The following is a 22,359-nucleotide window of genomic DNA, read 5'->3' on the forward strand; positions in this document are numbered from 1 at the left end:
TTTCGGCGGCTTCACCGCCCCGCTTGTCTGCGACCGGGTGGCGGTGGAACTTCTCGTCCTGGTCGCGCCCATGATCCCCGCGCCAGCAGAGGCGCCCGCAGACTACTGGGCCCATACGAGATACGAGGAGGAGGAGCGGGACCGCTACGACGATGCCATCGCGCTGTTCTACCAGGATGTCCCACCGGAGCTGGCNGCCGAGGCGCTGAAGCGGGGCCGCGCCCAGTCCGAGGCCCGGATGGGGGAACCGTCCCCGCTTCGGGCCTGGCCCGACGTCCCCACGCAGGTTTTGATCTGTCGCGACGACCGCCTGTTCCCCACGGGTTTTCTGCGCCGCGTCGCCCAAGAGCGCCTGGGCATCCCCCCGGACGAGATCGACGGTGGGCACACCCCGGCGCTGAGCCGCCCACACGAGCTGGTGGACCGCCTCGAGGCCTACGCCGCAGAGCAAGGGCTGCGTACGCCGACCCCTATGCATCGCGGGGCGCTGTCCTGATGGACGCCGGTTAGCAACGCGAGTTCGGGCGCTAAGCCTCTGCTGCTCCTGGTGGGGCGGCTGGCGTGTTGAGCGCGCGCGGCAGGGATCTGAAGTCTTCCTGCAGGTAACGGCCTATTATCTGCGGCATCGCTGATCGCCACCTGCGGCAACGGCCGCCGGACGGCGCGTGAAGCGGCCCCGTTATCTGCGGCAAGGAGTCGGGGTGGCCGAACTGGTGGTGTTGCCGACCGGCGGACGGCGTTCACCGTGCGCGCGGCGGCCGATGCGTTCCTGGGCTCGCTGGGCAATCCGAACACCGTGCGCACCTACGGCATCGGGATCGGCAAGACCGCGCTGCGGTTCGGCGACGCCCGCCCGCAGGCGTCGGTGGGAAGGCCGGGGAGGGCGCTGGAGGTGCTGTGGGGCGGCGCGGCTGGGGTAGTCGCTGCCGTTGAGGGTGAAGTAGCGCAGGTGGGTGAACTCGGCTTCGATCCGGTTCAGCCAAGACGCGTTCGATGGGGTGAACACCAGCTCGACGTTGTTCTGCTCACACCAGTCAGTGACCTTGTCCTTCTTGTGCGGGGAGAAGTTGTCCACCACCAGGTACAGCTTCCCGGTCGGGAACCGGGCGCGAAGCTGCCTGCAGAAGTCGAGAAACTCCTGCCAGCGTTTACGGTCACGGAACCGGAAGAACATCTGCCCCGAGGCCAGGTCGAGCCCGCCGAACATGTGCCGCACCCCGCCGGTGCGGGTGTAGGTGGCCCGTAACCGCCTGGCCTGGCGCCCGGGGAACCAGCCCTTACCCGGTCTGGGCTGCAGGTTCAGCGGCCCGAACTCATCGACACAGATCACCCGCCCATCGGCCGGTGGATGGTCGTACAGGTCCAGGACACGAGCCATCTTCTCAGCGAAGTCCGGGTCTTTGGATCCCTTCCAGGTCTTGGTCGCCTGCCAGGAGATTCCCGCCTTGCGCAGGATCTGGCGGATCGTCTCGGTGCTAACCGTGACGTTCCCGGACGCGGACAGAAACTCGCGCAGCTTCGTCAGGCTCCACGTAGTGAACGGCAGACCCGCCCTGGCTGGTGGGGTCTTGGCGATCCGGCAGATATGTTCAGCTACCGCGGGGCCGATCCTCTTCGGTCGACCCCCGCTCCATTCTGGGTTCAAAGCATCAAACCCCATCTGGTTGAACGCCTTGATCACATCCCGGGCGTACTGCGGCGGCGCAGCGAACATCGCCGCCGCCTCCGACGCCGACCGGCCCTGCAACGACGCCAGCACAACCCGACACGATTACAACGCCAACGTTCCTTGACGAGGCACTAGACGACCGTCTGGCGAATCCGCCCGCCGGACTGCGTGCGCGTTTGACTCTTACCGGAACCGGTAAGAGTGGCGTCCCTTGAGCGCCTTGACGTGACGCTCTGTTGAGCCCACATTGGCTAGGCGCATCGAGGCTTTTCACGAAATGTTCAAACCGTTCATGGTCGAGAGCGCGGATGGCGTCGGTCCCGCGCCCGCCCGAGCAGTCGAGCAGGAAGGACCGAACGGATGAGGATCACGCGAATCAGCGCCGCCATCGCCGCGTTCACGATGTCGTTGGTCGGCCTTGCCCTGACCGGTCCAGCGTCGGCGGAACAGCGCCCGACGACCACGTACGCCGAACAGACGCGGAACAACACGTCCACCTGCGTCGAGGGAAGCGACACCTCGCCGGAGAACTGCGCGGGAAGCTATCCGGGACAGGTCGACACGGTGACCCCGGACGTCGAGACCCCGATGTTCAATGCACCTGGCGGAAACGTCTCGCACGAGAGCACCCGGCGGCTGCTCTATCCCGGAAGCACGACGAAGATCTTCGTCCACGTCATGCTGGGATTCTGTACGCCTGCGGACGGCTCGAGCTCGCCGACCGTGCCGAGGTGCAATTCCAACGTCCTGACCAACTACAGCTCCAACGACATCACGACGGCCAGGGCCCAACTACACGACATCGCCCGCCGTGGTCTCGATGGTGTGGTGATGGACTGGTACGCCGGCGGTAGCCCTGTCGACCAGGCCTCGCTCAAGGTGCAGACGGCGATTCACGAACTCGGCTACTGCGCCAAGCCGCGGAACTGCCGGATCAGCTACCTGCTCAACTACGACGGCAGCACGTTGAAATGGCCGGTGCGGCCAACCGGAATTCCCGGCACGACCGGGGAGGCCTGCCCGCCGAACGAGGACGCCACCGCCCTGGAAGGCTGCATCGTCGCCCGGATCAAGAACGACCTCTGCTACATGAACGGTTACCATTTCGTCGACGACGCCTATCAGAGGTATGCCCTCGAAGGTGACGGCCCGCGTCCGATCGTGACGTTCTTCGTCGACGAGGGCCACATGTTCTCCAACCTGCCACCGACCGGTCCGGCGCCGTCATGGTCTGATATCTGGCGCCAGGTCCGCGGATGGTCCAGCAACCTCGCAGAGTCGTGTGGGATCGCACCGTACGATGACGACAACGGCGCGCCGCTGCTGATCTTCCAGAACGCACCCGGATTCACCCACGTCGCAAGCGACGGTGCCTTCAACTGGGTCAACCCCACCCAGAACCAAAATGACCTGCGCATCTCGCCAGAGACCGTCGGCGGAACGGTCGACCACTTCTACGCGACGTCGCTGCCCTACTCCGAGGACAAGCTCGTCTTCGGCATCGCGTACAAGGGGTTCAACGACACCCAGTCGGCCTGGGGCGAGCGCCGGGTCATCGACCAGCGGTGCGGCCAGACCTGGCTGGCCTCGCTCGCCAGCGTGGGTAAGTACTACTCCAGGCAGAACCAGCTGCCGTTCCTGCAGGTGGCGACGTGGAACGACCACAACGAGGGAACGTCGATCGAGACCGGTATCTCCAACTGCTACACGGTTGACGCGCGGGTCGACGGCAGGACGCTTCGCTGGGACCTGCGTGCGAGCTCGCCTTATGCCACGAAGGCGACGATCGCGCGGTTGCAGGTCTTCGACTCGACCGACGGCACGAACTACCGCCTGCTCGCCCCGCTGCCGCGGTCGCGAAGCTTCCTGCAGCTAGACGGTCTGAAGCCAGGCACTCATCGGCTGTTCGTCAAGATGGTCGGCGAGTCCGGATTCCTCAACCAGGCCTCACCCATCGTCAGCTATGTCAGTCGTTGAGCGCGGTTCAATCATCCCAGTATTCGCGGAACGAAAGGAACGCGCTCATGAACCAGCATGGTGGCATTGCACAGACGCTTCCTCGCCGCACGATGCTGGCCGCGGCCGGCGCCGCTCTCCTCGGCGGCGTCGGGACCGGAGCGTTGGTGGCCGCCCGGCCGTCACAGGCCGCCGGTTACACGTTGGTCTGGGACAACTGGGGGCCGCTTGCCGGTTACGGCGTCAATGCCGAATGCAATCCCGGGGGCGGTAGTTTCCCCTGTGACGGTTCGGATGTCGCCATCCAGCATCTCAGCGGTTACACCGCGGTGACCGCCAATCCGCGCGGGCGGATCACCTTCGTCAACGCCATCGGCAACCGGAGGTTCACCGACCGGACGCCGGACCAGCAACCGCTGCGACTCACCAGCTACGAGTACGTCTTCGCGGTGCGGTTGCCGCTCGTGCCGAGCCGCGACACCGCTCCGTGGTTTCCCGAACAGATCCACCAGATGATCCAGTTCTGGGACGGGTCGGAACGGCTGTGGGATTCCAACAAGCGGACCATGGAAGCGGCGGCGTTCTGGAAGCTCAACCCCTGGGATCCGAACTTCGGCAAGATCTTCATCTACAGCAGGGACGCGAGCGACAACCTGATCGCCGTGGACACCGGCTTCATGCCACGGTTGGACACCAACTGGCACATCTTCGACCTGCACGCCGACCTCGCCAGCCAGACCTATGCCGGCCTGCTCATCGACGGCCTGCGCGTGCCTAACGTCCAGGGCCGGCCGCTGGCCTGGATCTCGCATCCAGACTGGGGTTCCGATGTCACGCTGATCCTCACGGCGGAGTCCGAGAACGCCTACCCTGGCTCACAGAACCCGATCGTCACCCAGTGGACCACCCAGTTCCGCGACCCCAAGCTCTATCGCTTTGACTAAATGAGCCCCGTCGGCGGACAGCGTGAGCCATCGGTCCCCGACGCCCAGCCCGGATATCGAGTGCGTCGGCGAGGGTGGCCTCGACGTCGCACGCGAGTTGCACGCTGACACGCCTTGTCCCGAACGCGGTAGAGCGGGTGCTGTCCCGGCGTTCGGCTTAGGACGATGTCAGTTGCTTGACCTGAACGTCTGTCCGTACACGGTGCTGACGCGAAACAAACAGACCGTCCGGGTGGCTGAACACTCCGATCGCATGGTGCGGCAGGTCGAGGTCGAGTCGCGCGACGATCGCCTCCAACACTGTGCGCAACGCAGCGTCTCGTTCCGTCCCGTACCGACTTTCCCAGCGCCGATCGATTTCGGCGACGAGGGGCTGGTAACGGTCGCATGCGCGCTGGCCTCGCTCAGCCAGCCGGACCATCTGGGTGTCGGCATCGCGGTAGGTCTCGACGTAGCGATGACGCTCAAGACCGCTCAAGCCTCCTACCCTGCTTACCTGGGCGACTGGCAGGCCGCCCTGGTGGAGGAACCGCAAGACGTTGGCAGTAGAGGCCAGATCAACGTCGGACTGCGTTTCGCAGTCAATCGAGTAGGCGACCAGTGCCTGGGATAGCAGTGCGGGCAGACCGAGGTCCGACACGGTGTCTGCCCCACCTCGGGGAACCGGCGACCAGTCAATACCCCCGCCCCCAGAGATGCGAAGGTCACTCGGACCGTATGGGGCAGGGAAGTGCGTCAGTTCCAGGTCCAGCCGGGCAACTAGGGTCTCCAGCCGTGCACGCAGCGTCGAGGCGAGGTCATCGCCGAGGCGTTCCCGCCACGCCCGGTCGGCGGCGTCGGCCAGTGACGGCCAACCGGAGCGCGCCTTCCACCCTCGATCGGTCAACCCCAGGACCGCGGCGCGCGTGCCGGGGGTGCCGCCCTCCACCTGCAGCCAACCCCGACGGACCGCGTTCCCCACACGGGCACGGACCGCGCGTTTCGACAACCGCGTCAGCTCGGGAAGCTGCCGCTCGACAACGCTCTGCGCGTCCACGCAACGGAGCAGGTTCGACCACGTCTCCAGGGACGGCATGGGGTACACCCCCGCTCCGGCGCGCTCGTACTCCAATGCGAGGTCGATCAATACCTGGGACAGCAATGCCGATAACGGCAGCCGCGTCTGACTCATAGCTCTACGCTCCGAACGTGGTGTCCTCGGGCCATTAACTGGCCATTAGGCGAAGACAGCGAAGGGTCCTCCAGGCCGTTCCAGCCTCGCGATGCCGCGGGGAACCGCCCTCTCGGCGCCGAATATGTACGTTTCCCAAGCTGACAATCCTCCGGCGGCGGTCAGCGGGTCCAAAGGTCTTCCGGGTTGCGGCCAGGGCGGAAGCCGAAGTGCTCGGCCATCGCCATGGCTTCATAGAGGTTGTTGGCCAGAGGCCCCGGGGCGTGGGCATCGCTGGCAATGGTGATCGCACGACCGCCTTCCTCACGCCACCACTGCGGGATCCACGGTCGGATCGTCATACCGACGTTCAGCTCCAGCGCACGACCGCTGCCCGCGATCGCTCGCATCGCCTGGCGGTATTCCTCCTCGAACGCCCTCGGATTGAACGGGCCTTCCTCGTCGCGCGGCCAGGACCGGACCCAGTAGTCGATGTGGCAGAAAACTTCGAAGACCGCAGAGCCTTCCACCATGCGTGGCACCTCGGCGAGGTAGCCCCGCACAACCTGCGCGGCTGGCCATTTCCGGTACAGCGTGCCCGGCTCGGCACGAACCGCGCCAGGCTCATCGGACACCGGGATCGTGTGCAGTGAACCGTTCACCCTGTCCAGGGAGTCTAGATCGACAATCTGCCGCGCTCGGGTCTCGTTGAGGTGAGGCTGGCCGAACTCCACGCCGCTCAGGATGCGCAAGTCCGGGAACTTCAATCGGCACCGCTCAACACATTCCAGGTAGCCGGCCTCATCGAAGGGTTCCGGGAGCAACACTCCCTGCGAATCCGTGTAGGAGCGGAGTTGCTCGCCGATCTCGACCTCGGCGAGCAGGTCCTCTTCTTCCATCAACCAGCCCACCACATCCAGATGCTCCGTGAACGCCAGCGCCGGCAGACCAAGCTGGACCGCCCGTACACAGATCGCATCCATCAGCCCCGCCGATGCCGATTTCGGGCCGCCGGTGTCGAAGGACCACTCGCTGTGGACATGTCCATCGCCAGTTAGTTGCATGGTGCAATCCTGCCGTACCGGCCGTCGACCGCCTAAGCATCCCTTTTGCAGCGCTACCGCCTCTTTAGCTGACCAGTCGCCACCAAGAGACGTAGGACCCGTCGAACGGTGCGCTGCCATTGGACAGTGCGGCTCCAACCGAAGCGCAGGTTTCCTCCGCGGCAGTGACCAGCTCCGCCGGGTAGGACCATGCCTGCGAGCGCTCCAAGAACTCGTCACGATCCAACACCGTGACCGGTCCCGTCTCGACCTGCTCCAGATCGAGGTCAAGGTCAACAAACTCGAACACTTCACCGTCCCGCCGGATCGGCGTACTGATGTCGACATACACACTCGCCGGCCGCTGCCCGACCGGAGTCGACGGCACGAAATAGGCCGACCACATCTGTCCGACCGGGATCAGACGAAGGCCAGGGAAGGCGTTGTACGGACCAGAGGGAGTTTCCGCAACTGTGCCCTGCGGCATCCACAGCCACGTGCCTGCGGCATCAGACCCAAGCTCCAACGATGGCGTCCTCCGATGGAAGTCACCATTCCACTTGGTCGAGACCACCGAAACCGATCTCCACCGATCCTGCATGATCCGACCCCCACTCAGAGCTTGCTCCGCCACAAATCGATCTGCCGACAGTGGTGTCGAGACCGCTGGCGCTAGCCGCCGATGCCGCGGTCTTCGTGTCGCATGTCCCCGGTGCCGGGGGTCCCCTCACCCAGGCCGTAACGCAGGAGCACAGCGCCTTTGGGCGAGGCGACGGGCGGCTCGAGGAGCACCAGGTTGGCAGGCACCGCACCGCCGTCGAACACCTTCTTGCCGACGCCGAGCACGATGGGGAAGACCCACAGATCGAGCCGGTCGAAGAGGCGCTCGTGCAGGAGGGTCTGCACCAGGTTCAGGCTTCCGATCACGTGGATGTGCTCATGCCTGTCGCGCAGCTCGTGCACGGCGCTCACCAGGTCGGGTCCCAGCTGCGTCGAGCCCGCCCAGCCCAGATCCGGGTTGCCTCGCGAGGCGACGTACTTCGGGATGCTGTTGAACAGCGTGGCGATCCCGCCGTCGACGCCGTCGACCTGGTTCGGCCAGAACGCGGCGAAGATGTCGTAGGTCTTGCGGCCCAGCAGCAGGGCGTCCATGCCCTCCATTCCGGCACCGACGTGCTGGGCGACCGTATCGTCGAACAAGGGCGCCTGCCATCCCCCGAACGGAAAGCCGTCGGGGTCCTCCTCCGGATCACCCGGCGCCTGGCCAACCAGGTCGAGCGTCGCGAACAGGTCGATGTGGATCGTGCCCATGGTGTGGTGCCCTCCTCCTTGTGTTCCGGCTTGTGTGCCGGCACAAACCTAGACCGGCGCTCGGACACAAACTCATCGAACGATCGCCGAGCACCCGACCAGCGATCGACACGAGGCCGGGTACTGCTCAATACCTGGCGTCACCCCGTCAGAAGTCGACGCGCATCACAACGCGTCGTGGTGTCGGCCTACTGACTTCGCGAAAACCCGCGGCGGCAAAGAGGTTCCAGCTGCCTACATACAGTGAAACCTCGCCAACCTCTTCTCCTGCCAGCGTGACTCTCGGGTATCCCTCAACCGCGCGGGCGCCGCGTTCGCGGGCGAAGTCGACGGCGGCCTGAGCCAAGGCGGATGCAACTCCGCGGCGGCGATATCCCTTGCGTACAACAAAACACGTCACAGCCCAGATACCGTCGTCGGCCTTGTTTTCGTCGCGCCCGGTCCAGGGAACGCGCATCTTCAGCAGCCGTGGGTATGCGGTACGAGGCTCAACGGCACACCAGCCGGCCGCCTCACCTCCGCAGTACGCAACCAGGCCGGTGGTCGATGGGGCCTGCGGGTCGACCTTCGCCCGTGCTGAAGATCGCCTGCAGGTCGTCCCACGAAGCCAGGCTGGCCGGGACGATCCTGAGCTGATCCGGTGAGTTCGCCGTCGCCATGCCGACATCCTCTCAAGGCGGGGCCGGTTGTAGGCCAGGCTGATCGGGAGCATGACGCAGGGCCGGACCGCGATCTCCCAGTCGGCCATGGCTGCGGGCATCGGAGGCTTCGATTCCATTCTTCGCACCCCTGCGTCGCAACTTCAAGGCTTATGTTCCTACGGCCAGTGGCGCAGACTCGTACACGCGTAGCTGACGAGTCCGCCGATCGGTTGGCGGAAGGAAGCGGGTCTCGTGGAACTGTCCAACGTGCTGTGGATTGGTGGTCCGGCCGGTGCCGGCAAGACGACGGCTGCCCGACTACTGGCGCGACGGCATGGGCTGCGGTGGTACAGCTCCGACACCAAGACCTGGGAGCACCGCGATCGGGCACTGGCCGCAGGGGTGAAGTTGCCGGACCGCGGCCCAGGTCAGGAATACTACGACCGCAAGCCGATGATTATCGACGACCTGCGCGTGCTCCCTGTATCCCCGTTGATCGTGGCTGATGGACCGTTGACGCCCAGGATGGCAAAGTTGCGGCCGGAAATCGCAAGCCAGGCAGTGTGGCTCATGCCGTCGAAAGAGGTGCAACATGCGAGGCTGCGAATCCGGCACCCTGAAGGTGTTCCCCCCGCCTACCTGAAGAGCTGGGAGCCGATGGCCGAGCATCTCGAGGAGACCACCATCACCACGATCACGGTCGACCATCTGACAGTGGACGAGACGATCGGCGAGATCGAGCGAGTCTTTGCGGCGTACATCGCCAAAGGTCCTACCGCCGCAAGTCTGGACGAACGCCGAAGCCTCATCCGGTACGGGAATCAGGCGCTCGTCGCCCAGTACACCAGCCCATCGGCGCGACCGCGTGTCCCCGTGAAGGACCCAGGCAGGGTTGTCCGTACGTTCGACTGCGAGTGCGCTGCATCATCGTGCGACCTCCTTGTCGAACTTAGAGTCGGTGACGCGGCAGCCGCCGTGAGAGGCGCTCCCTCCGCGATCCTGGCTACCGGACACTGAAACTGATCTCCGTGTAGAGGCCCGACTCAGGTCGTACTGCGCTGGATGATCCACGCTGGCGTGGCCCACCCGGAAGATGGCTGGACGGCGGAGACCGCGCGCCATACCCTCAGAGCCTTCCCGCCCGCATACTTCCCTGTTCTGCCTACCAGAAACCGGGACTCGGGGTCGATAACTCCCGCTCCAGCAGCGACGTCACCTCCTTTGATGAGAAAACCTTCATCTACGGTCGCCGCGATGACCGTGCCGCCATGCTTGGGTGCGAACGCCGGAAATTGTCCGACCAAGGGGCGCAGCATGGCTACCGCGCAACTAGTCCAGACCACCGTCACGTACAGCGGTCAACGGTTCACCCGTTACCCCATCCGAACCCATTGGCTCAGCGAAAACGAAGATCTCGCCGCCGTCTTGCTTTCTTATACATCCGACCGTCAGTCCGGGGACACCATCGCAATCAGCGAGAAGGTCGCCATCCTCCTCGCCGACAAGACGGTGCCGGTTGAAACGATCTGCGTACGGTGGCTAGGCCGACTTCTCGCACGCTTCATCCGACCACAACTCGGCGAGGCACTCGGCCTGTCGGTGCCGCCCAAGATGCAGTACGTGATCAATGAAACTGGCCGAGCACGCATCCTCGCCGCAGCCGCGGCCTCAGCCCTCACCAGGCCATTAGGGATACGGGGCGTCTTCTACCGCGTCGCAGGCACGCTCGCCCGTGACATCGATGGCGGTGTCGAACCCCACGAACACCACCTCTTCCCGCCCCTTGACCCGACAGAAGCAGCCCAGCTGTGCGAAGGATTCGAGCAGAGCGTCGGAGTCGGGATCGCGATCGTCGACATGAACGACTTCGGTGGCTCCATCCGCGCCACCTCCACAAGCTCCCTACCCGCCGCCGCCTTGACAGAGATCCTCGCCGACAACCCGATGGGGCAGAAGGTCACAACCACGCCCTTCGTGATCATCCGGCCCGAGCCCTCGTGACCTTGATTTTCAAGACGTCGGTCGCTGGAACGAGACCCTGGAAGCCTGCCGAAGGCCACGCAGCATCGGGTGCGGTATGCCCGGTAGCAACCTGGTCCATCGTCGCACCAGCACGTGCCTTTGGATCACCGCCGCTGCGGCCGCTCGCAGGCTTCACTTCGACCTGCTCTACCTTGTATTCCCCTGCCTGATCTGGGCGGCAGAGCGCTCCCAACTCCTCCTTGTCGCGCCCTGTGCGCTGATCGCCACCGCTGCGGCGGGCGACCGGCTGGGCGTATCACCTCGATCGCCCTCACCACAAGGCTTTCCGAGCTCGGTGTAGATCCGTCGGTCGGATCGATCAGGGACTCTTACGACAACGCCCTGGCCGAGTTCCAGGTGGCGAGTGCGCCGGGCGGTGTCTGGCGGACAGAAATCCCAGGAAATCGGACCGTCCATCGCGGACGGTCTTTCTTTGGCCTCCCGACGCGGAGATCCTCGTGCCTCGGAGATCCTGCCTCCATGACTCCAGCACGTGGTGGGTTCGTCCCGGCCAAGCCCTCGGAAAACCTAGGAGATGTTCGTGGCGGCACTGATAGCCGATCGATAGCGAGTCGATTGCGGCTGGCCTGACTGTATGACCGTGCCCGAATGCGGGCGACCTAGCCGCGTAGTACGACGAGGCGGCGCTGGCCGCCTCCTACAGATGGAGTCCGACACCGGCTGGCCGCGCCGCCCACGCTCAAGGAGAAGAACATGTGGCACCGTATCGGGCGAGTCCTGCTCGTTCTGCTCGCCGCCATCATCGTCCCCGTCGCCGCAGCGGCTGTCGCGATCCCCACGGCAACCAGGCAGGTCTACCCCGCACCCGGGCCGCGGTCGCTGAACCCAAACCAGCGTCCGGCACCCCCGAGCATCGACCCTGACAAGCCGACCGTGGCGATCGTGCTCGGCGCCGAGGGCGCGAACGCCGCAGACACCCTCGCCCCGTACGAGGCGTTCGCCCTCACCAGGGCGTTCAACGTGCTCACCGTGGCACCCACCCCATCCCCGGTGCCGCTCACCGGAGGACTGGACATCGTGCCTGACCTCACCTTCGAGGACCTCGCCCGACGCCTGCCCCACCCTCCCGAGGTCATCGTCGTACCACAAATCAACGGGTCTACCAAGGCCGTGGTCGACTGGGTCACCCGGCAGCACCAGGACGGGGCGCCGCTGATCATGAGCGTGTGCGTCGGCGCCGGTATCCTGGCTGACGCCGGCCTGCTCACCCACCGCAAGGCCACCTCCCACTGGCTGGGCATGATCGGGCTGCGCCGCTCCCACCCCGAAGTGGACTGGGTGCAGGGCCAACTTTTCGTTGACACCGGGGACATCATCACCACCGCCGGAGTCCTCCGCGGCATCGACGGCTCCCTGCGCGTCATCGAACGCACTCTCGGCGCCGACGCCGCCGTCAGCGTCGCCCGCCAGCTCCACTGGTCGGGCTACCAGCCCGGTCATACCACCGTCATCCCAGCCTACGGCTTGGCACGGGCCGACCTGGTCGCCCTGCTCAGCGCCAGCTACCGGTGGGACCGACCCACCACCGGGGTGTTGCTGACCGACGGCGTCGGTGAGATCGAGCTCGCCTCTGCGTTCCGGCCCTACACCGAGCTGTCCTACCTGGGCACCATGCACGCGGTCACCCGCGATGGGGGGCCCATCCGCTCCCGCCACGGCCTGACCTTCATCCCCCGCTCGGACTGGGCCTCTGCCGCGCCTCAAGTAGACCGGCTGATCGTGCCGGGTGCGCAGGCCGCCGCCACGAAGGCTGCGTCCGGGCTGCCCGGCGCCGGCACGGCTGTGTACCTGCACCAGGACAACGTCTTCCCGTTCGACGGGGTCCTGCAGGACATTGCGCGCACCTACGACACCGCCACCGCCACCTGGGTAGCCAAGACCCTCCAGTACCCGATTCCGGCCCTGCCACAGAGCGCGACCCGCTGGCCGTGGGGCCTGACCATTCGACTGGTCCTGCTCGCCGGTGCCGGGTCCGTGCTCGCAGGGATCCTGTTGCTCCTCCGGCGACGGCGCACCCGCCGCGCACCGGCGATTGGTCTGGCAGCCCCCAACTCTGCCGCGAAGACTGCATGACCATCCCGCGTGCGGCCATCGATGTTCCCGTCGAAGCGCAGGTCTACCTATGTGGTCCACCGCCGTTCATGGAGTCGGTACGAGCGTCGCTGATCGGCCGTGACCACCCGGCCGACCGGATCCACTACGAGATCTTCGGACCCGACACGTGGCGGGCGGTCAGCTGACCCGTCGTCCACATGTAATCCGCCACTCCCGGCCGGTGCTTTCCCTGTGTCATCTACCCACGCGCTGGCCGGGGCCGCCTCATCGCTGAACCGCGGCATCGTGAAGGCAGCGGGAGTCGACTTGGCGGAGGTGTCTCGGCTTCTTTGCCGAAACTCCTCCGCCAAGTCACCGCAGCTCGCGAGCGATCTCGCATAGTGGGCGCGTCTCGAACCCGCTCAAGATCATGAAGGATATTGGTCATATAGCGACGACAATCCTTCATGATCACGGCCCACCGCTCTGGCCGAGTTGCTCCGAAACCCCCGAAAGCCCATGAACGCCGCCGGCATCACTGCCCCGCACATCGCAGCGGCCGCCCGCGCCCTGCTCACCTGAACTCCTGCTGCTGCGCGACCCGACGCGGTTCACCTCGGTCCCGGCCGGCGCCTGGCTAGCTGGAGATTGGGGATAGGGAGCAGTATGAGAAAGTCATTCGATCTGGTCGTGATCGGCACTGGGGAAGCTGGCTCTACAGTGGCCGGGCTATGCCAGGCGGCGGGCTGGCGGGTGGCGATCGGGGATTCCCGGCCCTACGGAGGCACCTGCGGGCTGCGCGGCTGCGACCCAAAGAAGGTGCTGGTCGGGGCAGCCGAGCTGGTCGACTGGTCGCATCGGATGAGCGACAAAGGCATCGGCAATGGCCGGGTTCAGATCGACTGGCCCGCGTTGATGCGCTTCAAGCGGACCTTCACCGACCCGTTTCCGCAGGCGAGAGAATCGAGCCTGGCGGGCGCCGGCGTCGAAACATTCCACGGACGGGCACAATTCGTGAACGGCAACACAGTTGAAGTTGGCGAGGACGTGCTGGAGGGGCGACACTTCGTCGTCGCGGCAGGCGCCTGGCCTACCCGGCTGCCCATTCCCGGGATCGAACTCCTCACGCGTAGCGATGAGTTCCTCGAACTCGATGAACTGCCGAAGCGGATCTTGTTGTCGGTGGCGGTTACATTGCGTTCGAGTTTTCGCACGTGGCCGCGCGTGCCGGCGCCGAGGTCACCATCCTGCACCGTGGCCAACAGCCGCTCGGAAGATTTGATGCCGACCTGGTGGCTCGGCTGGTCGAACGGACACGGAGCCTCGGGATCGATCTGCGCACGAACACGGAAGTCACGAGCGTCGAAGGCGGGTCGGGGCGCTTCACCGTTCAGGCGACTGGCGCATCCGGCGCGATGTCCTTCGACGCCGCTATGGTCGTCCACTCCGCCGGCCGTTCGCCCGAGATCGCCGACTTGAACCTCGCGGCGGCCGGCGTGGAATTCGATCGCCACGGTGTCAAGGTGAACGAGTATCTGCAGAGCGTTTCCAACCCCGCGGTGTACGCCGCCGGGGACGCGGCAGCGATCGGACTGCCCAACACGCCTCAGGCGGAATACGGCGCAACCGTCGCCGCCCGCAACCTCCTCGAAGGCAATCGGCACAAAGTCGATTTCCTCGGTTCGGCCAGCACCGTCTACACAATTCCTCCACTAGCCCGGGTAGGAATGCTCGAAGACGATGCACGCAGACAGGGTCTGAAATTCAACGTCAATCAGGGGGACCTCTCGTCCTGGTACTCGGCCCGACGGGTGGCGGAGCCCTGCGCGGCGTACAAGATCCAGCTGGAGGAGGGCAGCCAGCGCCTCCTGGGCGCCCACGTCATCGGGCCGGACGCCGGCGAACTGGCGAATGTGTTCGTGCTGGCAATCCGGGCCGGCGTGCCGGCATCGCTGCTGAAGGAGACGATGTTCGTCTACCCGACCCAGGCATCCAATGTGAAATGGATGCTGTAGGCGTAGGAAGTGTCCATCGAGGACGCAGGCGCACACCGTCAGATCGCGCTACGTGTCAACGAGGAGAATGCGGCGGCCCGGTCGCTGTACGAGCAGCTCGGATTCAAACGCCGGTCCACAGACCGTGCGAGGATGAGCAGCTCGTGATCACGGTGCGTGTTTCTACGGGTCACAGGGCCGTCTCTTGCGACCTGCGATCAATGCCCAGCCAGCGTCCCGCTGAGTGATGGCTCCGAGTAGCTGGCTTGTGCGTTGACTCCGTACTTCCGCAAGGTCGGGATGGCTCGGGTTCGCGTCGATCCAGTCCTCGAAGGCGAGCATCATCTGCGAGTGGTACCTGTCCCAGTCGTCGTGAGATGCAACGGTCATGCTCACGGGCATCAAGCCGAGTCCAACCATCATGGTGAGCATGTCGCGGAGGGAATGACTTCGCCGTGCGTTGCCCAGACGCGATTCGTCCGGTTCGAAGCCATCGCCGATAGCGACATGACCGCCAACGGGGACGGCGTTCCTGAGCGCCTCCGCCGTCTTAGTGAAGCCACCAAGTACCCATGCGGCTCCGAGGCAGACAGCCACGTCGTACTTGTCTCGCTCGAGCGTGAAGCCCGCCCCCTCAGAAATCACGTACTCGATGAGATCGGCAACGCCTGCCGCCCGAGCACGCTCAAGCCCCGCTTCGGCGAATCTCTCGGAGTTCTCGACAGCCGTCACGCGGCACCGGAAGTGCTTGGCGAGGATCACAGCGGGCCGCTGTCAGGATTGGGGGCGCCGTGGCATCCACGATGCCATCAGACCAGGTACGCCGAGGTCCCACCAGGCCTCTGGGGGGCAAGGGGTTCGGCGCCGCTGGAGCGACGGACTTGGGGCGGTGTTGCTCAAACGTCCACGTACAGGCAGAACGGGTGGCCAGCCGGATCGAGCAGCACGCGAACGTTGTCCTGGGGTTGGAAGTCGGCAACTGTCGCACCGAGTTCAACCGCATGCGCAACTGCGCTGTCGAGGTCCCCAACCTCCACGTCCAGATGCATCATCATCTGCTGCTGACCATCTCTTGCCGGCCACGCCGGCCGCACCCACTTCGCCGAGGTCTGCGGTTGCACAGCTAGATAGCCGTTCCCTCCAGGCGCGGCGAGGACAAACTCGTTGGGCTTGTCCTTGTAGATCTCCCATTCAAGAATCTTGGCGTAGAACGTACCGAGCGCACGTACGTCGGGCGCGTCCAGCACAATTCCCCAGTAATGACCTTCCGATCGTCCACGAACCATCTCGACACCCTTCCTCGCCGCGACCTGGGTGGCAGGAACCATAGTCCAGCCTTGCGACGATGCGCAGCCGTGCTACATACAGAATCGGGCGCCGGTCAGCAGCCGCAGGTACCGCCGATCCGTAGGTGGGGTTTGAGTACCTGGTGCCGAGCGGGGCTGCCATTGTTCTTGACCCGCTGCAAGAGCTCGAGGACGGCTACCCGTGCGATGTTTTCGATGCCCTGCTCGACGCTGGTCAGCCTGGGCTCGGTGAAGGCGCCGGCCTGCGTGCCGTCGAAGGCGACGAGAGCGATGTCGTCCGGCACGCGACGACCCAGTTCGACACAAGCGCGAATGGCACCGATAGCTTGTGCGTCGCTGGCGACGAACACAGAGTCGATGGGGTCCGGCGAGAGCAGAAGCGTCCTCATCGCTTCGTAGCCCGCCTCACGTGAGAAGTTCGTGTGCACCAGTGGCGGTACGCTCGTCACCCCTGCTGATTCGAGCGCCTGCCGCCAACCGGCATCCCGTTCGGCCACCGCGTCCAGTTCGCTGGGTCCGCCGATGTACGCCGGGGCCCGGCGCCCGTGCCACAGCAGGTGCTCCACGGCCTCTCGCGATGCGCGTTGGTTGTCGATCGTGACCGTCGAGAATCCCGAGTCCTGCGGCGCCCGATCCAACAGCACCACGGGGATCCGTGCCTCCGTGATCAGCGCGACGTCGGGCGAGGAGGCGGCCGAGATGAGAAGGAGTCCGTCGACCTGACGATCGACGAAAGAACGGAGGTAGCTTCGTTCGCGCGCGATGTCGTTGTTGGCTGTGCCGATCAGGAGTATGTAGTCGTTGGCGAACGCTTCGTTCTCCACGGCTTGAGCTAGCTCCGCGAAGTGCGGGTTCACATAGTCTGGCATGAGCATCGCGATGGAATGTGTGCGGTTCTCGCGCAGTGCTCTCGCGATGCGGTTGGGACGGTAGCCGAGCTCCTCGATTGCCTGGAGCACGCGTCGGCGGGTCTCGGCAGACACCGGACGGGGTCCGGAATTGAGAACGTAGCTTACGAGTGCCGGTGAAACGCCTGCCCGCTTCGCTACATCCGCCCGGGTGACAGGCACTCCATCACCTCCTCCGTGCTGGTTCTCCCAGAGCATTGATCACGGCATGGAGCCGTGATGCTGCACCGCCATGGAGCCGGCCTCGACTCCGATCCTGCACGCGCGATCGATATCACCGGACTCGTCGAGCCCTGCCGTCAAAGCGCCGACGAAGGCGTCGCCTGCCCCGGTGGTGTCAACAACGTCGACCGCGGGAGCAGGGATCATCGTGCTGGTTGAACCGCGGGCGAGGCAAGCGCCTCGCGCACCGGCAGTGATGACGACCGAGTGACACATCTGCGCGAGAGCGAGCGACAGCGTACCCAGGTCATCGGCCTCCAGCCCCAGATCTCCTGCCAGAGCCGCCGCCTCGACCTCGTTGACGACCAGCGGGTCACACTGTTTCAGGATCGACGGGTCGGTGGTGCGATAGGGCGCGAGGTTGAGGATGAACCGTGCCCCCGTGGAGCGGGCGAAGTCGGCAGCCGCGGCGACCGACTCAGGAGGCACTTCACACTGGGCCAGCACAGTGGTGACGTCGGGAATCGCCCGAAGTGAGGCGGTGACCTGCTTGGGGGTGAGTGCAAGGTTCGCGGCCGCCGCGACAACGATGCTGTTCTGGCCCTGAGAATCCACCATCACCACGGCGGTACCCGTCGAGGTTCCGCTCAGGCGGTGCACCTCACCGAGATCCACGCCGTAAGCGCGCAGAGTGTCGAGGGCCGCGACTCCGGCGGCATCATCGCCGACCGCGCCGACCATGTGACAGGTCGCGTTGGCCAGGGCGACGGCGACCGCCTGGTTGGCACCCTTCCCGCCCGTGGTGGTCACCAGTGCGTCGGTCAGGACCGTCTCGCCAGGTCGGGGGAGGGCGTCCAGCCGGAGGTGCAGGTCCCGGTTGATGGATCCGACGACCGCGATGGAACCCAAGCTACTTCTCTCCTGAGGTGGCGATCGACCGGGCGAAGAATCTCTGCAGGAAGAGCAGCAACACGGCCGGCACCACGCTGATCAGGAGGGTGCCTCCGAACATCTGGCCGAAGTTCACCTGCGTGTCCGTGAAGGTCCTGGCGATCGCGATCGGAGCGACCTGCGTGCTTTCGTTGGAGATCAGGAGCAGCGGCCACAGGTAGGACGACCACTGCGCCAGAAAGATGAGGAGCGCCGAGTTGATCACCGTGGTGACGTTCAGGGGAACGTAGATCCGCATCATGATGCGCAGATCGGAAGCGCCGTCGATGAACGCCGCCTCCCGAAGCGAGGCGGGGACCCCGCGGAACGACTGGCGCAGGTTGAAGATGGCCAGCCCGTTTCCGATGCCCGGCAGGATCAGGCCGATGTAGCTGTTGTTGAGATGCCAGTCGGTGAAGAACTGGGCGAGCGGGATCGCGATGGCCTCGAAGGGGATCATGAAACCCACGACGAGGAAGGCGAAAACCGCCTCCCTGCCCCGAAACCGCAACACACTCAGCGCGTACGCCGCTGGCACCGAGATGAGAAGACCCAACAGCACCGACGCGAAGGCGACTAGAAGCGAGTTGGCCATACTCCGCCCGAAGCGCAACTCCCCGAAGAGAGCCGCGTAGTTGTCGAGCGTCCAACTTGAGGGGACGAGCGTGTGCCAGCCAAGCGGACTCACACTCTCGATCACCTGGTTGCCGGGGCGGAGTGAGCCGAGGAACATCCACAGCGCGGGCAGGATGAACACCACGGCCGTCAGCACCGCAAGCACCGTGAGAAGCGCGGTCAGGAGAACCTTCTGCGGCCGCATTCCGCGGCGACCGGTGGCGGGACTCGCGCTGACTGCCCGGCTTCTGACTGTCGTCGCGGTCATCGTGAGTCCTCGTCCTTCAGGAGGCGGAACTGGACGACCACGATCGCCAGCATGATCACGGTGAGAACCAAGGTGGAGGTCGCCCCCAGGTTCGGTTGCGAGTAGGTGTAGGTACGCCGGTAGGCGTCGAACATGAGCAGCGTCGTGGACTCCTGAGGTCCACCGTTGGTGAGCAACTGGACCGGTACGAAGAGAACGAAGTTGGCGACCGTGTCGGCGACCAGGACGAACAGCAGCGGCCGGCGCATCGATGGAAGCGTGATGGACCAGAACGTCCGCCAACTGTTGGCCCCGTCCATGCTCGCCGCCTCGTAGAGTTCGGCGTTCACGTCGTTCAGACCGCCGATGAGGAAGAGCATCCAGTAACCGATCCCGACCCACGAGGCGACCAGGATGATGCTGGGAAGGGCTTGTTGGGGCGAGGTGAAGAACGGCTGCGACGACAACCCCAGGGCCTGCAGGATCCCGTTGACAGGGCCGTCACCGCGGAGCGCGACACCCCACGCGATCGAGGAGCCGACGAGCGGGATGGTGCACGGAACGAACACCGCGGTCCGCCAAAGTCCACGCAACGGGATGGTGCGAGTCATCAGGACTGCGACAGCCATCGCGAGGGCGATCTGGACGGGATTGATGACCAGGTTGAAGGCGACGGTACGAAGGAGCGTCCCGCGGAAGAGGGGGTCGCTGAACAGCGTCACGTAGTTGTCCAGGCCGGCAAACTTCTGTTCCGCCAGCAGCCCGACGCCGACTCTCTTGTAGAGCGTCGACCATGCGGCGCCGAGGAACGGAACAACCCGCAGGAGGCCGATGGCCACCAGCGCCGGTGCCAGGAACAGCAGTGCTGTGACGGCGTTCTTGCGCCGCGATGATGTTCGGGCAGAACGATGCGTCTGCACAGCGACCGATCCCTTCCGCATGCCCGCTACTTGTACTGCTGCCAGGCCTTGGTGAGCTGGGATTGGGCCGAGTCGAGGGCGGTCTTTGGATCAGCGCCGTTCGCGATGTCGGAGAAGGCTCGCCCGATGATGTCTTCGAACTCGATGTAGCCGACCGTCGGCACCCGTCCCACCGAGGTGTTCTGGGTCTCGTACTCGACCACCTTGGCGGCCTGCTTGCCGCCCTCCGAGCTAGTGAACGCCTTGCTCGAAAGGTAGGACTTCAGTCCCGCGTTGTTGGCCGGAAGCTCCGCGTACGCACGGTACTTCGCGTAGCCGCTCTCCCCGTCGATGGCCAACCACTTCATGAAGATTGCCGCGGCTTCCTTTTGCTTGGAGAACGGGTTCATGCCGACCGACCAGGAGCCGTTCGGCGTGGCCGGCTTGCCTCCCTCCCACACGGGGTTGAGGGCGGCACCCCAGTTGAGCTTGGAGTCAGCGAGCTTGCCGACCATCCAGTTTCCCTCGACCAGGTAGGCCGTTCTGCCGGCGAGGAAGGTGGAGTCAATCTGCTCGGGCGCGATCCCGCGGGGGGTGATCTTTCCGGAGAACAACGAACCGTAGTAGGTCATCGCCTTGACCCAACCGTCGTTGTTCACCGCTGGCGTCAGGTTGTCCGCACCGGAGGCGCCGATGCCACCGCCGGCGGAGACGGGCAGGGGCTCCAGCTGGTAGTAGCGGTTGGGCTGACCGAAGAGCAGTCCGTTCTGCGCGCCGCCCTTCTTCTGGGCGGTTTGCGCGTCGGCCTTGAGCTGCTGCCACGTGATCCGCTGCGCGTTCTCTGTCGAGGGAGGCTTGACGCCGGCCTTGTCCAGTAGATCCTTGTTGTAGAAGAGGATCTGGGTCGAGTTCGCGATCGGAAGCGACCAGAGCTTGCCGTCGAACGAGCTGTTCTTCACCGTGCCTTCCTGAAGATCGCTCGTCAGACCCTTGAACTGCTTGGTCAAATCCTCGAGGTAGCCGCGCGTAGCCAATGCGGGGACCCTGGGCTGGTCCACCCAGAAGACGTCGGGATTGCCGGTCTTCGACGTGATCCTGGAGTCCAGGACGCTGTTCAGGTTGTCGAAGGGCACGTGCTGGTAGTTGACCTTGATGGCCGGGTGTTCCTTTTCGAACGCAGCGACCACGTCGGCCATGCCATCGGCCTTGGGGTCGAGGATGCCGACGACGTTCAGCGTCGCGGTCGGGTCCTTGTCGGGCACCGACCAGCTTCCTGACGTCGTGCCATCCTGGCTGCCGCCTCCGCCGCCGCACGCGCCGACCGCCAGTGCGGCAGCGGCGCCGACCGCAGCAAGCCGGAGCGCTGTCCATCCCTTCATTTACAGCTCCTTGATGCTCGTGAGGAAGAAGTCGTTGAAGCCAGCGGCATCCACTGCCCTGGCCACCAAGGCGTTCGCGGTCTGCGGCACGCGGCGCTCGTCGGGCGACCAGTCACTGTCCAGATAGTCGGCGATCATCGCGCCCCGCAGGCGGTCTCCTGTTTCGACCTGCACATATGCCGGCGCCCAGGAGAGGAGTTCCGGATGGGTGACGGCGGCCACCGCGAGCGGGTCGTGCATCGCGCACGACTCGTCCGGCTCCGGGCTGCGCTGGTTGATGTGGTCGATCCAGGCGGCGGTGTACTTGCCGGCGAACGAGACGAAGGGCCGTTCGCTGGCCTCCATCTCCTTGGCCTGCGCCTTGGTGACGCGCACCTGGAGCGTGACGTCGAGCCCCACCCAGCGAGAGGTGACACCCGAGGTCAGAACGATGTGAGCGGCCTCCGGGTCGTTCCAGATGTTGAACTCGCCCGGCATCGAGGCTCTGTGGGTGTGGCCGTCGAAGACGCCGCCCATGACGACCAACTGCTTGAGGTTGGCCGCGAAGGACGGGTCGAGCCGCATCGCCAGGGCCACGTTGGTGAGTGGACCCACTGCGACGAGCGTGATGTCACCGGGGTTCGCCCGTACGAGGTCGACCATGGCCTGGGCCGCGGCCGCCGGCTGCGGCTCTCGCGACGGGATGTCGTCGGGGACGGAGCCCTGGCGGGCCTGCGGCCGGATCAGCGGGCGTTGCGCGCCGCGGTGGACCGGAACGTCGCTTCGGCCGAGCCGGTGGAGCAGCTCAAGGGTGAGCGTGGTGGCTGTGGCCACGTCCGTGTTCCCGTTGACCGTCGTCACGAGTTTGACGTCGATCGCCGGATCGGCGAGGGCCAGGGCGAGCGCAAAACCGTCGTCGATGTCGCTCCCCGGAGCCCCCATCGCGAGGTCCACATCCAGGATAATCTGCTCCATCTTGCTCCTCAACACGAGTTGACACGCAGCGGGCGACATGTTTACACACACTTAATGAGCAGTCAATAGTCCGGACGAGGAGGGCGAGCTAGGGCATCCCACCGTCTCGGAGGATCTCTGAGCCGCACCTTGTCGGCGTCATTGATCACCTGGGGCCCCTGCGCAACCGGAGG

At 65.2% G+C, this 22,359-nt stretch carries 22 protein-coding genes and 1 pseudogene; 9 read left to right on the plus strand and 14 right to left on the minus strand.

Annotated elements, in window-relative coordinates; all coding sequences use genetic code 11:
• Nucleotides 1-43 precede the first annotated feature (43 nt).
• Nucleotides 44-496, plus strand: a complete 453-nt coding sequence (locus B141_RS44375; protein WP_474775236.1) for an alpha/beta hydrolase — start codon at nucleotides 44-46, stop codon at nucleotides 494-496.
• Between the two features lie 183 nt (nucleotides 497-679).
• On the opposite strand, the gene B141_RS44380 is transcribed toward B141_RS44375, so the two are convergent.
• A complete protein-coding gene (locus tag B141_RS44380; RefSeq protein ID WP_020579731.1) occupies nucleotides 680-1,759 on the minus strand; it encodes an IS630 family transposase in 1,080 nt (359 codons plus the stop codon).
• Nucleotides 1,760-2,029: 270 nt separating this feature from the next.
• Between B141_RS44380 and B141_RS0134445 the strand changes: the two genes are divergently transcribed.
• On the plus strand, nucleotides 2,030-3,646 hold the full coding sequence (locus B141_RS0134445) for a glycoside hydrolase family 71/99 protein (RefSeq protein ID WP_020579732.1): 1,617 nt from the start codon (nucleotides 2,030-2,032) through the stop codon (nucleotides 3,644-3,646).
• Between the two features lie 47 nt (nucleotides 3,647-3,693).
• Nucleotides 3,694-4,569: a hypothetical protein gene (locus tag B141_RS0134450; protein WP_020579733.1), complete on the plus strand. Its 876-nt coding sequence runs from the start codon at nucleotides 3,694-3,696 to the stop codon at nucleotides 4,567-4,569.
• Nucleotides 4,570-4,726: 157 nt separating this feature from the next.
• On the opposite strand, the gene B141_RS0134455 is transcribed toward B141_RS0134450, so the two are convergent.
• The 5 genes from B141_RS0134455 to B141_RS48290 form a co-directional block, all read right to left on the minus strand.
• The gene (locus B141_RS0134455) at nucleotides 4,727-5,740 is read right to left on the minus strand and encodes a hypothetical protein (RefSeq protein WP_020579734.1); all 1,014 of its coding nucleotides are present in this window, start codon (nucleotides 5,738-5,740) and stop codon (nucleotides 4,727-4,729) included.
• Between the two features lie 161 nt (nucleotides 5,741-5,901).
• Nucleotides 5,902-6,783: a PHP domain-containing protein gene (locus B141_RS0134460; RefSeq protein ID WP_020579735.1), complete on the minus strand. Its 882-nt coding sequence runs from the start codon at nucleotides 6,781-6,783 to the stop codon at nucleotides 5,902-5,904.
• A 64-nt stretch (nucleotides 6,784-6,847) separates the two neighbouring features.
• Nucleotides 6,848-7,288: a ribonuclease FAU-1 family protein gene (locus B141_RS0134465; protein WP_157181505.1), complete on the minus strand. Its 441-nt coding sequence runs from the start codon at nucleotides 7,286-7,288 to the stop codon at nucleotides 6,848-6,850.
• A 146-nt stretch (nucleotides 7,289-7,434) separates the two neighbouring features.
• On the minus strand, nucleotides 7,435-8,073 hold the full coding sequence (locus B141_RS0134470; protein WP_020579737.1) for a dihydrofolate reductase family protein: 639 nt from the start codon (nucleotides 8,071-8,073) through the stop codon (nucleotides 7,435-7,437).
• A gap of 148 nt (nucleotides 8,074-8,221) precedes the next feature.
• Nucleotides 8,222-8,851, minus strand: a complete 630-nt coding sequence (locus tag B141_RS48290) for a GNAT family N-acetyltransferase (RefSeq protein ID WP_202806024.1) — start codon at nucleotides 8,849-8,851, stop codon at nucleotides 8,222-8,224.
• Nucleotides 8,852-9,116: 265 nt separating this feature from the next.
• On the opposite strand from B141_RS48290, the gene B141_RS44385 reads away from it, so the two are divergent.
• The 6 genes and pseudogenes from B141_RS44385 to B141_RS53265 all read left to right on the plus strand — a co-directional run bounded on the left by B141_RS44385 (nucleotide 9,117) and on the right by B141_RS53265 (nucleotide 14,806).
• Nucleotides 9,117-9,731 (plus strand): hypothetical protein, encoded by a 615-nt coding sequence (locus B141_RS44385; protein ID WP_157181506.1) that lies wholly within the window; start codon nucleotides 9,117-9,119, stop codon nucleotides 9,729-9,731.
• Between the two features lie 237 nt (nucleotides 9,732-9,968).
• Nucleotides 9,969-10,715, plus strand: coding sequence for a hypothetical protein (locus B141_RS44390; RefSeq protein WP_237742882.1), 747 nt, complete (start codon nucleotides 9,969-9,971; stop codon nucleotides 10,713-10,715).
• A 735-nt stretch (nucleotides 10,716-11,450) separates the two neighbouring features.
• Nucleotides 11,451-12,830, plus strand: a complete 1,380-nt coding sequence (locus B141_RS44395; protein WP_020579741.1) for a DJ-1/PfpI family protein — start codon at nucleotides 11,451-11,453, stop codon at nucleotides 12,828-12,830.
• Nucleotides 12,827-12,997 (plus strand): hypothetical protein, encoded by a 171-nt coding sequence (locus B141_RS49995; protein ID WP_020579742.1) that lies wholly within the window; start codon nucleotides 12,827-12,829, stop codon nucleotides 12,995-12,997. Before B141_RS44395 ends, B141_RS49995 begins: the two co-directional genes overlap by 4 nt.
• A gap of 460 nt (nucleotides 12,998-13,457) precedes the next feature.
• Nucleotides 13,458-14,341 (plus strand): annotated as a pseudogene (locus tag B141_RS51050) (dihydrolipoyl dehydrogenase family protein); the annotation flags it as partial.
• A 9-nt stretch (nucleotides 14,342-14,350) separates the two neighbouring features.
• Entirely contained in the window at nucleotides 14,351-14,806 is a 456-nt protein-coding gene (locus B141_RS53265; RefSeq protein WP_272944130.1) for a hypothetical protein, read from the plus strand.
• A gap of 162 nt (nucleotides 14,807-14,968) precedes the next feature.
• Here B141_RS53265 and B141_RS0134510 read toward each other — a convergent pair whose 3' ends face one another.
• The 8 genes from B141_RS0134510 to B141_RS46555 form a co-directional block, all read right to left on the minus strand.
• Complete coding sequence (locus tag B141_RS0134510; RefSeq protein ID WP_157181508.1) at nucleotides 14,969-15,517, minus strand: class I SAM-dependent methyltransferase; 549 nt, start codon at nucleotides 15,515-15,517, stop codon at nucleotides 14,969-14,971.
• A gap of 164 nt (nucleotides 15,518-15,681) precedes the next feature.
• Nucleotides 15,682-16,071, minus strand: a complete 390-nt coding sequence (locus B141_RS0134515; protein WP_026257840.1) for a VOC family protein — start codon at nucleotides 16,069-16,071, stop codon at nucleotides 15,682-15,684.
• A gap of 95 nt (nucleotides 16,072-16,166) precedes the next feature.
• On the minus strand, nucleotides 16,167-17,198 hold the full coding sequence (locus tag B141_RS0134520; protein ID WP_051114271.1) for a LacI family DNA-binding transcriptional regulator: 1,032 nt from the start codon (nucleotides 17,196-17,198) through the stop codon (nucleotides 16,167-16,169).
• Between the two features lie 3 nt (nucleotides 17,199-17,201).
• Entirely contained in the window at nucleotides 17,202-18,071 is an 870-nt protein-coding gene (locus tag B141_RS0134525) for a ribokinase (RefSeq protein ID WP_020579748.1), read from the minus strand.
• Nucleotide 18,072: 1 nt separating this feature from the next.
• Nucleotides 18,073-18,975, minus strand: a complete 903-nt coding sequence (locus B141_RS0134530) for a carbohydrate ABC transporter permease (RefSeq protein ID WP_020579749.1) — start codon at nucleotides 18,973-18,975, stop codon at nucleotides 18,073-18,075.
• A complete protein-coding gene (locus B141_RS0134535; RefSeq protein ID WP_063828703.1) occupies nucleotides 18,972-19,895 on the minus strand; it encodes a carbohydrate ABC transporter permease in 924 nt (307 codons plus the stop codon). The genes B141_RS0134530 and B141_RS0134535 overlap by 4 nt, the downstream gene beginning before the upstream one ends.
• A 5-nt stretch (nucleotides 19,896-19,900) precedes the next feature.
• Entirely contained in the window at nucleotides 19,901-21,232 is a 1,332-nt protein-coding gene (locus tag B141_RS0134540) for an ABC transporter substrate-binding protein (protein WP_020579751.1), read from the minus strand.
• Nucleotides 21,233-22,186 (minus strand): nucleoside hydrolase, encoded by a 954-nt coding sequence (locus B141_RS46555; RefSeq protein ID WP_020579752.1) that lies wholly within the window; start codon nucleotides 22,184-22,186, stop codon nucleotides 21,233-21,235. It lies immediately after the preceding gene.
• Nucleotides 22,187-22,359: the final 173 nt, after the last annotated feature.

Origin of the sequence: Actinopolymorpha alba DSM 45243, from assembly GCF_000373925.1 — a bacterium.
GTDB classification, from domain to species: Bacteria; Actinomycetota; Actinomycetes; order Propionibacteriales; family Actinopolymorphaceae; genus Actinopolymorpha; species Actinopolymorpha alba.

Bases quoted from the DNA above. Each gene is read 5' to 3' on its own strand.
- B141_RS0134445 (WP_020579732.1), top strand. From the start codon at position 2,030: ATGAGGATCACGCGAATCAGCGCCGCCATCGCCGCGTTCACGATGTCG.
- B141_RS0134450 (WP_020579733.1), top strand. From the start codon at position 3,694: ATGAACCAGCATGGTGGCATTGCACAGACGCTTCCTCGCCGCACGATG.
- B141_RS0134455 (WP_020579734.1), bottom strand. From the start codon at position 5,740: ATGAGTCAGACGCGGCTGCCGTTATCGGCATTGCTGTCCCAGGTATTG.
- B141_RS0134460 (WP_020579735.1), bottom strand. From the start codon at position 6,783: ATGCAACTAACTGGCGATGGACATGTCCACAGCGAGTGGTCCTTCGAC.
- B141_RS0134470 (WP_020579737.1), bottom strand. From the start codon at position 8,073: ATGGGCACGATCCACATCGACCTGTTCGCGACGCTCGACCTGGTTGGC.
- B141_RS48290 (WP_202806024.1), bottom strand. From the start codon at position 8,851: ATGGAATCGAAGCCTCCGATGCCCGCAGCCATGGCCGACTGGGAGATC.
- B141_RS44390 (WP_237742882.1), top strand. From the start codon at position 9,969: ATGACCGTGCCGCCATGCTTGGGTGCGAACGCCGGAAATTGTCCGACC.
- B141_RS44395 (WP_020579741.1), top strand. From the start codon at position 11,451: ATGTGGCACCGTATCGGGCGAGTCCTGCTCGTTCTGCTCGCCGCCATC.
- B141_RS49995 (WP_020579742.1), top strand. From the start codon at position 12,827: ATGACCATCCCGCGTGCGGCCATCGATGTTCCCGTCGAAGCGCAGGTC.
- B141_RS0134515 (WP_026257840.1), bottom strand. From the start codon at position 16,071: ATGGTTCGTGGACGATCGGAAGGTCATTACTGGGGAATTGTGCTGGAC.
- B141_RS0134520 (WP_051114271.1), bottom strand. From the start codon at position 17,198: ATGCTCTGGGAGAACCAGCACGGAGGAGGTGATGGAGTGCCTGTCACC.
- B141_RS0134530 (WP_020579749.1), bottom strand. From the start codon at position 18,975: ATGACCGCGACGACAGTCAGAAGCCGGGCAGTCAGCGCGAGTCCCGCC.
- B141_RS0134535 (WP_063828703.1), bottom strand. From the start codon at position 19,895: ATGCGGAAGGGATCGGTCGCTGTGCAGACGCATCGTTCTGCCCGAACA.
- B141_RS0134540 (WP_020579751.1), bottom strand. From the start codon at position 21,232: ATGAAGGGATGGACAGCGCTCCGGCTTGCTGCGGTCGGCGCCGCTGCC.
- B141_RS46555 (WP_020579752.1), bottom strand. From the start codon at position 22,186: ATGGAGCAGATTATCCTGGATGTGGACCTCGCGATGGGGGCTCCGGGG.